This is a genomic window from Christensenella sp. (assembly GCF_034927525.1).
Classification (GTDB): Bacteria; Bacillota; Clostridia; order Christensenellales; family Christensenellaceae; genus Christensenella.
The window spans coordinates 1-12573 of sequence record NZ_JAYFPU010000025.1 but is presented as its reverse complement, the minus strand read 5'-3'; the positions used below and the strand labels follow the sequence as shown (position 1 = coordinate 12573).

The window sequence follows — 12573 nt, the reverse complement described above, 5'->3', positions numbered from 1 at the left end:
TCGGTTAATTGAATGGGACAAAGCCTTTACAGACAATGAATTGGCTGAATACATACCTTCTTTTATTGAGGAAGGCAGAGTGGAAGGCAAGCTGCTGGTGTTTCCGGTTGCAAAATCTTCCGAGGCGCTGTTTGTAAACGCAACGATTTTTGATCGGTTTGCGGCGGACTGCGGCGTAACCTATACTGATCTGGCTACCTGGGAGGAAGTCTTTGAGGTAGCGGAAAAATATTATGATTGGTCTGACGGGCAAACTTTTGTGATGCATGATGAGCTTTTGAATTACTGCCAAATCAACACGACGGCATTGGGCGGGTCGGCATTCAGCGGTGATAGATTAAATTTTGATGATCCCATCTTCAAAACACAATGGGAGAATCTGGCCGACGCCGCTATTTCCGGATATTTGCGTGTGGAGGATAATTACGAGACTGTCCTCATGATGACGGGGGATATTGTTGCCGGTGTTGGCTCCACAGCCAGCATTATGTATTTTCAGGATACCGTGACCTATCGCGACAACACAACCGAGCCGTTGGTGATTAAAGCACTGCCATGCCCTGTCACAGAAAATGGAAACAAACTGGCTATGCAGCAGGGAGCCGGGTTGGCGGCAATGAAAGGCGACGAAAAAAAAGAAGCCGCTGCGCTGCTATTTGCACAGTGGATTTCCCAAGGGGAAACAAATCTCCGTTTTGTTACCCAATCGGGCTATATGCCCGTTCAAAGCGCAGCCTTTGACGCGATTCAAGAGTATGAATTTGAAAGCGATGCATATAAGAGCCTGTATGAAGCTATGGATACCATGCGCGATACCTATCAATTCTATCTTCCGCCGGTGGTGGACGGGTACTATGATATTTTATGGGCATTTTATGAAAATTCTATCACCATACTTGACGACTCGCGGAGCAAATACGAATCCGGAAACGAAGCGATAGACGCTTTAGTTGCACAGAGCTATGAGTCGATGCGTCAGGCAATTCAGTAACCGCGCCCGGCACATATCACAGAGGAGGTGGAGCCGCTTTGCGTATCAAGAAGTTTATGCAGGGTCTGACAGGTACGATGCAAAGGCGGCTTCTCCTGTATACATTCATTTTGATTTTGTTGCTGATCACTATCTTTATGGGAGTCGTCATGTTGTTCGGGCGGTTTTCTGTTATCGAGCAGGACACCTCTGCATCATTATCGCTTCATCTTTCTGTATATGAGCAAGATATAACCAGTTATTTTGACCATGTAGCCGCGCGTGGCATTCAGATGTCCGAAGAGCTTGGCTCCAAGATAAGCGACTGGCTAAAAGACGAGAAATACGAATTTTCGGAATTGAATGGAGACCCTGACGCCATAGCCTTATTGGAGCAAACCCTGAATGAAACAATTTATACATGGCTGAAGCAAACCGATTGTTCCGGCGTATATTTTTTATTTGACGCTACCGCAAATCCCGCCCTCCCCAATGCCGGCTCTTCCCGAGCCGGAACGTATATAAAAATAGCCAATGTAAACGTACAAAGGCCTGCCGATCCCAAACTTGTTTTGTTCCGCGGTTATACTGATGTGGGCCGCTCCCGGCATCTGGAATTGCATAATATGTGGAAACTGGAATACAACACGGATGATTTTCCATCGTATGACATGGCAATGTCAAAAGCGAACCCGGATTTAAATTCTTGCTTTATTTTCACCAACACAGCAAAACTGCCCGGCACATGGGAAGACGTCATGCTTTTGTGTGTCCCTATTGTTGCGAATGACGGAACAGTTTACGGTATCTGTGGATTTGAAATCAGTGCGCAATATTACAAGCTTCGCTTTGCACACACCGAAACGCTGCCCAATTTGATGGGTATACTGGCAAGACGGGAAGGCACCGGGATCGATGTAAGCTCCGGCTTGACGAGCGGGCATATGGCAGGATACCACGGCAATATGTCGGGATCATCCGCATTTGCTTCCAGTGTGGATTTTCAGGAGTACACGGTAGCTGATGGAGGCGCATACATTGGTGTAGAAACACCCGTGCGGATCTCGCCGCTAGGGCAGGAACATATTGTAGCGGTGATGATACCCAAGGCCGATTACGATGCGGAAAAATCGCGGAGCGACAGGGAGAATCTCGTCATCATCCTGCTGCTTATTTTATCCGCTGTTCTTGGGAGCATGGTTATGAGCAAAATGTACGTTGCGCCAATACTGCGCGGACTGAAAGATGTAAAATCCGGCAAAACATCCGGCGGTATAGGGCTTCTGGAAATAGACGACCTCTTGGAGTATCTTGCAGCTCTGGACGACGAGCGCGAAACGCTTGCAACCAAGCTGGAGCAATCGAAACTCCATGCGACGGAACAGGATGCCGGTTTGAAATCAACCGACCAAAACGCACCGATCGTTACAGCATACGAACGATTTCTGGAAAACCTTAATACGCTGACAATGACGGAAGAAATGGTGTTCAACCTTTACATGAAAAAATTCACGGCAGCGCAGATAGCCGACGAATTGTTCATCTCTATCAATACGGTTAAATTCCACAACAGAAATATATACGCAAAACTCGGCGTTTCTTCACTCAAGGAATTGATGGTTTATGTGAATATGATGAATCATGAACAGTGAAATACTGTTTTAATAGCAAGCCTTGCGTGAGTCGCGTTTACTGCGCCTATGTCATCCATGACGCCCACAGTATTAGGGCATCATTGCTCATCACCTATGCGTTTCACTGATGGACGTGATCGCAAAAAATATGCCCGCCGCCCGGCTGTCGTGGTAGCCGGGCGGCGGGCATTTGGTTAGCAGTTATTCCTTTTTATGTTCCCTCTGTTTTTTCCATTCTTCAAATTCTTTCTGGCCTTCTTCGCTCTCAAAATATTCGCGAATGGCGGGGTATAGCCGCCGGGCAAGGGAATCCAAAGCGGACTTGGGTATCTGGAAATCATCTTTTCTGTTTTCAAGGTGCGGTTTCTTGTTCAATAGGCATTCCTCCTTAAAACCATCCGAATGAGCGTGATAGAAAGTCGAGTAATATAAGCGCGGGAGTGATAGCGAGATAGAGAATAACGCCGGTGTTGCGCTTGCTGCGGCTGCGCCAGTAGCTTTCATTGACTTCATGCGCCCGGCGAGTGTCGGCCTCGATTTTTGAGCTGTAGTTTTTTGCAGCCTTCTGCATGTTGGATATGGCGGCTTCTGCGTACCCCGTACACCTGTTAGCGGCTGCGTCCAGTCTCCCGGTGAATTGGTTTAGTTTCATGTGCAGCGTTTCTGTCAGCAGATCGTTGCTGTCTATCAGATTTTCCAGCTTGTCCTGCATCAACGTCCCGTGCCCGTTCATCATCTGATTCACCGATTTTTGAAATTCGTCCCAGCTCTGTGCGTAGTCTTGCCACTTCTCCATGAGTTCGACGACCTCCAGCAGAAGCAGCGTGTCTTCTGTCTGGTCGTACTTCGCCTGCTTCCGTTCTTGTATTTCTTCCAGTCGTTCGCTTCTTTGAAAATTCATTTGTAAGCTCCTCCTTCGATATTGGAATTTTGAATGTTTTGGCGAGCACTTTGTCACGTACCCGCTTGCCGTCGGCATTGATGAACGTGATATACTTGCGGCTGTCCTGCCAGCTTACGGTATAGCCCATGCCGCCCATAATGCTGATAAATTCATCCTTGCCGGTCGCTGCGGTCATTGCCTTATCCACTGCCACCGCCGTGTCATACAGCCAGCTTGCTGACGAACCCGGCGAGGGACGAGCCGCTGGTACGTCGTATGCAAGGGTTCCCCGTGATGCAAGTCCATAGGGCGCAGCAGAACGGCTGGAACCTACTGCGTACTTGCCCTGCACCGCCTTTTCAATGGCACGGTACGCTCCGATCTTAAAGGCAGTGATGGTATCTTTCTTCTGGCAAATACTTTTTCCGTACTTTTCCAAAATGCTGTCCGACAAATCTTTCATCTGCTGTAAGTGCCATTTGGAATAGCGGAATTTCTTCCCGGTTTCAAAGCTAACGGAGTTCACCACCACATGGGTGTGGACATGCCCACGGTCTGTATGTGTGGCATAACAGACCTCGTAGCCCTGAAAGACAGGGTTTTGGGCAACCCATTCCCCAGCGATGCGGTGCGCTTCGGCAGGCGTAATGACCTCATCCGCCGGAAAGCTCTGGATAAAGTGCTTGTATTGCCTGCCGCCGGTTTTTCTCCACATCTCTTTTGTATCGCGCATTTCTTCAGTGGCGGTCTGCGGATTGCAGTTGTACCCGCCGATCAGCGCAGGTGTTGTCTTTTCTTCATCCCGGATATAGTCCAAAATGCCACCGATCCCGGCACTGGAATTGATCGCCTTGATTATTGCCATTCCTTTCTCACCTCCCGCAGTTCGGCATGGATTTCCGCCAGTTCTGCGGAGCAATCCCTGATCTGCCCGGTGTTTACCATGTAGGCGATCTGGTTCAGATTGTTACCCTGCTTTTTCAGTTCCCGCAATATTTCCAGTCCGCCCTCCTTCACAATGATCTCTTTGCCGGATAAGCACCGCAGCAGGTATTCCCGCATGGATAGCCCGGACTTCTCCACCTTGCGCCTGATCTGCTCTCGCTCACGTTCTGTTACCATAATGCCCAGCATATATTTCCTCTTTCTGTTTGCCGTAAAGACCACCTCCATTCCAGCATCAGCGAGCAGTAGCTTCCATCCGCTTGTTGCGCGCTACCGCGCTTACTTGCGGGGAAGTCTTGCATGGGTGTCGTTCACGGCGCGCTTCGCTTGCCGACTCCACCGCAAAGGGGTCAAGGGGAATTTCCCCTTGCAAGCCTCCGTGTGCTATAGCACACGGGGAGCTTGCCATCCCTCCGATACATCAGCGCGGGCTGCTGTATCGGAGTGTGCTGCGGTCACGCAGCAATCGCTCTCTGTTCATTCAAACCACCTCCATTCGGTTTAGTTGAAAAACAAAAAAACCGCGATTCATCTCGCGGGTGTTTCGCTACATTTTCAGTTGTTAGACATGGGTATTAGACATTATCGCCCGAAAGAAAATCCCGGCGGCCTTGTTGTTCGTCGGTAAAGCTCAAATACTTTTCGGCAATCGTTTTGATCTTTTTGGATATTCCACTATGGTTTGCGTATCCCAAAGCCTGGGCAATATCCTTTTGGGTGTAATCTTGTTCCAGAAGTTCAACGATAGCCCGGTCTTTTTCGGAAAGGGTATTTTTGAAGCGGTCGAAATCAACTCTGCTGATAATATCGTCCTTAGGGTCTATTGTTTCCCCGGCGTCCGGATGGTATTCCAATGGCTCCATAATACCGACCTTGGTACGGGTATGATAATACTTCCTGTAATGATCCACTCTGACCCGGCTTTTACGCTTTTGCTCGAAATCATCGAAGTCGGGGTATTGCAAATATATGTCGCGTATTTCCTCAAATTGGGATTCGGTCTTGAACGCGTCCACCATTTTACCGGCAAGCCCGACCACATCGTCATAGGGGCAAAAGATAAACGTACTGCCATTGTTTGCAGCCGTAAGGTTTCGCGGATGATAACCCAGCTTACCCAATACCATAAACCAATTCAAGTATGACGTTGCTACTGTATAGAAAAAGGAATCCGCAGCGTAATCGTCCATCCTGCCGGGAATACCCAAATACGGCCATAGCAGCTTTCCCCAACCCCTGCTGATCACTTCCTTGAAGTAGTCGCTGGTATAAGTGCGTCGCCAGTAATCATCCATAATGACTTGCAGCGGATTGCGGGGCATATCCTTAAGCCGCGTTGCGCCGATAACTTCCCACGGCAAAAGGTAGAAAGAATACAGGTATTCAAATCCCCTGTACGGACGCGGGGCGACCATGCTTGCGGGTACGGCGAATAAGCCTTGCATATCATAGTGGTCGGTAAAAAATTCTCTCATGTATGTGTCCTCCTTCCTTGAAAATAGGTGCTTCTAAATATTATCGGCACTACTATGTATATAATGTTCCGTTAAATTTCACATTGCAATATAAATATATGTATATTGTAATATGCGATTGACATACATCTAATATAGGCATATACTGAAAATATCAATTTCAAAGGAGTGTTTTGCATGGAAACACCAGGGAGCAGATTACGCGGGTTGCGCGAGAGCGTAAAGCTGCCGCAAACAAAGATCGCGGAAATGATTGGCACTGTACAGTCAACCATTGTGCGGTATGAAACGGACAAGGCGGATGCGCCCTACAAGGTGCTGGTATGGTATGCGGACTATTTCGATGTTTCTTTGGATTATATCCTTTGCCGCACAGACCAGCCGCAGGGAAAGCTATACAGCTACGAGCCGCAGGCACTGAAAGAGCGTATTGCAAAAGAAGAAGACTGGAAAGAATTTATAGAGATGTGCTTTGACCCGCGCTCATCTGTAAGCGCTAAATTAAAGGAAATGATGCTCAGTATGGGCGGAGTAAAAGAAGAATAAATAATAGGTTGTATATATCCTATGATTGATGTATAATATATACGAGGTGATAAGCTATGATGATTAACAGTGATGCAATGGCGTCCTTAACGGAAGCCAATCAAAATTTTTCCAGAATCGCGCGGCAGGTGGATGAAAAAGGCAAGGTCGTAATATTGAAAAACAATTCCCCGCGTTATGTTGTGCTGGATATTTCCCGCTATGAGCAAATGGAGAAAGCCGAGTTTGAAAAGTTGGATTTAGTTGCAAACCGCATACTGGATGAAAATATGAAAGCAATGAAAGAGCTGGCGAAATGATTACGCTTGATGTTGATCAGGTCATGCACCTGCATGATTTGCTGATCAAGCGGACAGGCGGCAAAGATGGTCTGCGGGATATTGGAACGCTTGAATCTGCAATTTATCATGCCTATGCTACATTTGAGGGCAAAGACCTTTATCCGAGCATAGAAGAAAAGACAGCGCGGCAGATATTTTCCCTCATTACTAACCATGCTTTTGTGGATGGGAACAAGCGGATAGGCGCTTTGGTACTGCTTGTGCTGTTGGAAATGAATGATATTCAAATTGAATATACACAAAAAGAATTGATTGATTTGGCTATGGGTACAGCCGAGGGGAAAATTGACGCGGTACGGATTTTCCAGTGGATAGAAAATCATAAGGTGGTAGAGTAAGGATGAATATTGTGATTTACGCCCGGTATTCCAGCGACAATCAGCGCGAGGAATCCATTGAGGGGCAGCTACGCGAGTGCAAGGAATATGCCGACAAACACAACATGACGATTGTGCATACATATATTGACCGTGCTTTATCAGCCAAAACGGATGATCGCCCGGAATTTCAGAAGATGATTTCAGACAGCTCCAAAAAACAGTTTGAGGTCGTACTGGTTTGGAAATTAGATCGGTTTGCGCGGAATCGGACAGATTCAGCTATCCACCGTGCCGTGCTGCGGCGTAATGGCGTGAAGGTGGTTTCCGCAAAGGAGAACATATCCGAGGGGCCGGAGGGTATCATCCTTGAGGCGATTCTTGAGGGTATGGCGGAATATTACTCCGCTGAATTGTCGGTAAAGATCAAGCGCGGACAAACCGAAAACGCTTTGAAATGCCGTTACAATGGCGGCTTTGTGCCGTTTGGGTACAGGGTGGATGAAAACAAATTGTTTGAATTAGACCCCATGACCGCGCCTATTGTTCGTGAGATGTTCGAGAGGTACGCTGATGGGCAGACGGTGAAAGAAATATCCGCAATACTCAATGCAAAGGGTGTGCTTACCAATTCAAAGTATAAATACACCAACAAAAGCAGCATGCACAACCTATTCAAAAACCGCCGCTATATGGGCGAATACAGGCATGGCGATGTTGTGCAGCCGGGCGGTATGCCTGCTTTGGTATCCGAAGAAATCTTTGCCCGTGTGCAGGAACGCATGAACAAAAACCGGCACAGACCAGCCGCGAAGAAAGCGGACGAGGAATATATTCTGACAACAAAGCTGTTCTGCGGCAAATGCGGCGTTATGATGGTTGGCGTGGGCGGCACAAGCAAAACGGGAAAAGTCCACCATTACTACAAATGCGGCAATATGATATACAAAAAGTCCTGCGACAAAAAGACCGTCCGCAAAGATTGGATTGAAAATGCCATTGTGACGCTGACGAAAGAATATGTATTAAACGACAGCATGATCGACCAAATGGCAGACAGCATCGTTGCACTGCAAGAAAAAGAGAATACCATACTTCCTCTGCTGGAAAAACAGCTTAAAGAGGTCAAAAAACGCATTTCCAATTTGCTGGATGCTGTGGAAGAAGGAATGTCCAACGCATCCGCAAAGGAACGGCTGGACGGACTGGAAGAAAAAAAGGCTGATCTGGAAATATCCATTGCAAAAGAAAAGATTGAAAAGCCGTTACTGACAAAAGAACATATTGTTTTCTGGATTAGCCGTTTTAAGGATGGCGATGTGACCGATCCACAATTCCGCAGCGGGTTGATTGATATATTCGTCAATTCGATTTTCCTGTATGACGATAAGCTGGTGATTACGTTCAACTACAAAAACAATACCAAAACAATATCATTATCGGAGCTATTAAGTGCGGAAGTGGACGGCACTACCTTTGAAAATGTGCTTAACATAGCTGATTACAGGGGTTCGCATTTGGACGCAAGTGGGCCGCCAAAAATGTAAAACCCTACGAAGTGGGGTTTTATTTTTTTGATGAAAAGATGAGAACCCACGTGGGCAAGGTGAATTGTACCGAAGGTACAAGAGAAGGCACGCTGGGGTGTTCATGTGAATACAAGCCACAGGCGCAGTATAAACTATCCCACCCTTTCCGCCAAACAGAAAAATATGAATCATTCGTGAATTTTCGTAACTATTGTTAGGCGGGTATTCATTTACGTTTATAAATATATATGTAAAAAATATAATCCATATACAGTATTTTATTGAGAGATACAATACCTACAGGAAGGGTGGTAGTAATATGAATAAAAAGAAAAAGACGAATAGATTAGTTGCTATATTGCTTTCTGTTCTATTGGTACTCGGAGTGTCTAGCTTTGCTTATGCAAATGAGGCGACTCAGGGGGTTGCGGAAACCTCGTACACAGAAAGCACGGGAGAGGGAAAGGAAGCAACGGTTGAGCCGTCAGAAAGCAGGGAAGAAGAATCTCAAGAATTCGTTGCTAGAGAAAATGAAGGCTTGGAGAATGACGCATCCGGGTTAGAACCAGAAGAAGCAATTGATGTTGATCAAAATGGAGTAACTGGAGAAGAAGATGCTGTAATTGTTTATGCAGCTGGAGATGAGTATATCGTTACATTTGACCCTGATGATGGAACACCGTATCCAACCTGGTTCAAGACAACTGTTCCAGATGGCGGTTTGGTTACCAGCAGACCGGTGGATCCACAGCAAGATGGATATATTTTCAAAGGTTGGTACCACAGCTTAGATGGAAATGGAGATCCAGTATTTTGGGAGTTTGCAACTGATACAGTGACAGACAATACAACACTGTGGGCCGCATGGGAAGTAGGTCATATCGTTACATTTGATCCTGATGATGGAACGCCGTATCCAACCTGGTTCAAGACAACCGTTCCAGATGGCGGTTTGGTTACCAGCAGACCGGCAGATCCACAGCGTGAGGGATATGTTTTCGCAGGCTGGTACCACAGCTTAGATGGAAGCGGCGATCCAATATTTTGGGATTTTGCGAGTCATACAGTGACAGCAAATACAACACTGTGGGCAGCATGGGCTGAGGCTCCAATCGCCCATTTAACCTATACAGTGCAGTTTGATTCTCGGGGTGGAAGTGCTGTTAATGCAGTCACAGGAATTGAGGAAGGAAGTACTATTACGTCTCCACCACAACCGACACGCGAAGGTTATGTGTTTACAGGCTGGTTTGTAGATGAAACGGTAACACAAAAATGGAACTTTGCGGTAGATGAAGTAAACAGTGATCTTACGCTTTATGCCGGATGGACCACGGTTGGAAATGGAAACAATGAAAATAGTGGAAGCAATGAAAACAACGGGGAAAAAGAGAGTAGTGGGACAAATACAACAAGTGAAGTGAAGCCGCCAAAAACAGGTGATTCAGCTTTGGATACAGGGCTTTATATCTTACTCGCAGTAGCAGCGGGTGCTGGAGTGGTAACCTTGTTGGCTAGAAAATTGAAAAAAGAAAAACAGAATAAATAAAAACAAAACAGATAAACGTAGAAAGCGCCGTGTGGAATAATCCATACGGCGCTTTTGCGTAAAACCGTAAAAAAGCCAAATTGCTTTTTCTCTTTTTTGATTGCATATTTGTTACTTGGTTTATGGTTAACCATGTCAACCATACCAAATAGAAAAACATGAAATGATTCAGGAGGACAGGTTATGAAAGCGGTAGTCATTGATCGACCCGGCGGCGTGGATGTTCTGCAAATCAAGGAGGTCCCCATTCCTGAAGTGAAACCCGGTTGGGTACTGATGAAGATTAGGGCATTCGGGCTTGGACGAAGTGAGGTGCTCACAAGGCTTGGACAGTCCCCGTCTGTAAAACTTCCGCGCGTGATCGGCATTGAATGTGTTGGAGAAATTTTACATCCCTCGGACAGCAGTTTTGCCAAAGGGCAGAAGGTTGTTACGCTGATGGGCGGGCTGGGACGAGAATTTGACGGCAGCTATGAAGAATACGCGCTCATACCGTCAAAGAATATTTATCCTGTGAACGATGCGGCAGGAAGCTATGACTGGCCCACGTTGGCGGCGATCCCCGAGACCTACTATACGGCGTATTCTTCGGTGGTGAACGCACTGCGCGTGCAAAAGGGCGAAACGCTGCTTATTCGCGGCGGCACAAGTACGGTCAGCATTGCGGCGCTGCAGGTTGCAAAAGCGCTGGGAGCCACCGTTATTTCCACGACACGTAATCCGGAGGCGAAAGGTGCAATGCTTAGGGAGCATGGGGCTGATAAGATAATCAAAGAACAGGATGACGTAAGCAACGACCTGTTTAGGCTCTGTCCAAACGGTGTGGATAAGGTGCTGGAAATGGTGGGAACGACTACACTTAACAATTCTCTTGCATTGCTCTGCGAAGGAGGAATCGCTTGCATGACAGGAGAAATGGGCGGCGAGTGGGAGTTTGATAAATGGGCGCCGATGGAACAAATCAAATCTGAAACATATTTGACGATTTTTGCAAACACAGATGTTATCGCACAACGGATACAGGAAATGTTTCGCTTCGTCCATGATCATGACTTGAATGTAGCGCCTGCTCATATATTTCCGCTTAGCCAGATCCGGCAGGCACACACACTGGTGGAATCTGGAGAGGCAAAAGGAAAAGTTGTGGTAGTGAACGAAGACAACTGATCTTACAATCGTGTGCCCGGTATGGTATTAAGTATAGGGAGAAGACTTTATGCCAAAGGATTTAAGGAATGCGGCAATTGTGGCGGAGGATGTGTGATGAAAAAATATGATGTGGTCGTCATTGGATCGGGAGTGGGCGGAAGCAGCGCGGCATATGCCTTAAAAGAGGGCGGAAAAAGTGTAGCGCTGGTCGAAGAAGATTTGTGGGGCGGGACGTGTCCGAACAGGGGATGCGACCCCAAAAAAGTATTTGTCGCGGGTATGGAAGCGGTGGAACGAAACAACCAGCTTGCCGGCAAGGGATTGTCGCCCATTCGATCGATTAACTGGCCCGAGCTTCTGGCCTTCAAACGCACATTTACCGATCCGTTTCCGGAGGCGTTCAAAAAAGAGGCGCAGGGAAACGGAATCGATACGATCGCGGGCAGCGCGTGCTTTGTGGACGAAAGGAAAATAGACGTAGGTGGTACGGTGATTGAAGCGGACGCTTTTATCATAGCGACGGGGCAGCGTCCGGGCATTCTGGATATCGAAGGGAAAGAATATTTGAAAACGAGTACGGATTTTCTTGGGATGGAGGAACTGCCGCCGCGGATGGCCTTTTTAGGAGCGGGATATATTGCGTTTGAGCTTGCGGCGATCGCCAACGCTGCAGGAAGCGAGGTGACGGTCATCCATCACAATAACAGGCCGCTGAAAGGCTTTGACGCAAATATGGTATCGGAGATGGTTACGGCGTTTCAGGGAAAGGGCGTCCGCTTTGTGTTTGATACGGAGATCGGGCGGGTACAGGAAGAAAACGGGCAATTTATTTTGAGCGGCGACGATTATTCGGCGGAGGCCGACTATGTTGTATGTGCGGCCGGCAGGGTGCCCAATATTGAAAAATTGGAATTGGAAAAGGCTGGCGTTGCTTACGGCAAAAGAGGGATCTCGGTGAACAAGTATCTGCAGACATCAAACACATACGTTTTTGCCTGCGGCGATGTGATTGACAAGAAACAGCCGAAGCTGACGCCGGTGGCAAAATTTGAAGGCCAGTATATTGCGAAAAAGATTTTGGATGAACAGGCTGCGGGCATCGTATATCCCCCGGTCGCGACCGTCGTTTATGGTAGCCCTAAGCTGGCACAGGTTGGAATCGATGTTAGTGAGGCGCAGCGGCAGCCTGAGAAATATGTGATACGCGAACTTGACATGACAGGCTGGTTCACCTA

14 protein-coding genes are annotated in these 12573 nt (G+C 47.3%); 9 read left to right on the top strand and 5 right to left on the bottom strand.

From position 1 onward, the window contains the following. A partial coding sequence (locus VB081_RS00900) for an extracellular solute-binding protein (RefSeq protein WP_323398989.1) occupies positions 1-991 on the top strand: 991 nt, incomplete at its 5' end. A gap of 38 nt (positions 992-1029) precedes the next feature. Beyond that, positions 1030-2622 carry a helix-turn-helix domain-containing protein gene (locus tag VB081_RS00895; RefSeq protein ID WP_323398988.1) on the top strand — a complete coding sequence of 531 codons (1593 nt, stop codon included), beginning with the start codon at positions 1030-1032 and terminating at the stop codon, positions 2620-2622. 183 nt (positions 2623-2805) lie between these two features. On the opposite strand, the gene VB081_RS00890 is transcribed toward VB081_RS00895, so the two are convergent. The 5 genes from VB081_RS00890 to VB081_RS00870 form a co-directional block, all read right to left on the bottom strand. Continuing rightward, a complete protein-coding gene (locus VB081_RS00890) occupies positions 2806-2979 on the bottom strand; it encodes a hypothetical protein (RefSeq protein WP_323398987.1) in 174 nt (57 codons plus the stop codon). Between the two features lie 13 nt (positions 2980-2992). Next, on the bottom strand, positions 2993-3175 hold the full coding sequence (locus VB081_RS00885) for a hypothetical protein (protein ID WP_323398986.1): 183 nt from the start codon (positions 3173-3175) through the stop codon (positions 2993-2995). Between the two features lie 37 nt (positions 3176-3212). Beyond that, a complete protein-coding gene (locus tag VB081_RS00880) occupies positions 3213-4352 on the bottom strand; it encodes a relaxase/mobilization nuclease domain-containing protein (RefSeq protein WP_323398985.1) in 1140 nt (379 codons plus the stop codon). Next, a complete protein-coding gene (locus VB081_RS00875) occupies positions 4343-4660 on the bottom strand; it encodes a plasmid mobilization protein (protein WP_442872690.1) in 318 nt (105 codons plus the stop codon). The genes VB081_RS00880 and VB081_RS00875 overlap by 10 nt, the downstream gene beginning before the upstream one ends. 347 nt (positions 4661-5007) lie before the next feature. Next, on the bottom strand, positions 5008-5907 hold the full coding sequence (locus VB081_RS00870; protein WP_323398983.1) for an RNA polymerase sigma factor: 900 nt from the start codon (positions 5905-5907) through the stop codon (positions 5008-5010). 177 nt (positions 5908-6084) lie between these two features. Between VB081_RS00870 and VB081_RS00865 the strand changes: the two genes are divergently transcribed. From VB081_RS00865 to VB081_RS00835, 7 genes are all read left to right on the top strand, one after another. Continuing rightward, positions 6085-6453 carry a helix-turn-helix domain-containing protein gene (locus VB081_RS00865; RefSeq protein ID WP_323398982.1) on the top strand — a complete coding sequence of 123 codons (369 nt, stop codon included), beginning with the start codon at positions 6085-6087 and terminating at the stop codon, positions 6451-6453. 56 nt (positions 6454-6509) lie between these two features. Continuing rightward, positions 6510-6752: a type II toxin-antitoxin system Phd/YefM family antitoxin gene (locus VB081_RS00860; protein ID WP_323398981.1), complete on the top strand. Its 243-nt coding sequence runs from the start codon at positions 6510-6512 to the stop codon at positions 6750-6752. Beyond that, positions 6749-7132, top strand: a complete 384-nt coding sequence (locus VB081_RS00855) for a type II toxin-antitoxin system death-on-curing family toxin (RefSeq protein ID WP_323398980.1) — start codon at positions 6749-6751, stop codon at positions 7130-7132. Before VB081_RS00860 ends, VB081_RS00855 begins: the two co-directional genes overlap by 4 nt. 2 nt (positions 7133-7134) lie before the next feature. Next, positions 7135-8658 (top strand): recombinase family protein, encoded by a 1524-nt coding sequence (locus VB081_RS00850; RefSeq protein WP_323398979.1) that lies wholly within the window; start codon positions 7135-7137, stop codon positions 8656-8658. 301 nt (positions 8659-8959) lie between these two features. Further along, complete coding sequence (locus VB081_RS00845; RefSeq protein WP_323398978.1) at positions 8960-10189, top strand: InlB B-repeat-containing protein; 1230 nt, start codon at positions 8960-8962, stop codon at positions 10187-10189. 183 nt (positions 10190-10372) lie between these two features. Then, positions 10373-11356 (top strand): zinc-binding dehydrogenase, encoded by a 984-nt coding sequence (locus VB081_RS00840; RefSeq protein WP_323398977.1) that lies wholly within the window; start codon positions 10373-10375, stop codon positions 11354-11356. A gap of 96 nt (positions 11357-11452) precedes the next feature. Beyond that, on the top strand, positions 11453-12573 hold a 1121-nt coding region (locus tag VB081_RS00835; RefSeq protein ID WP_323398976.1), incomplete at its 3' end, for a dihydrolipoyl dehydrogenase family protein.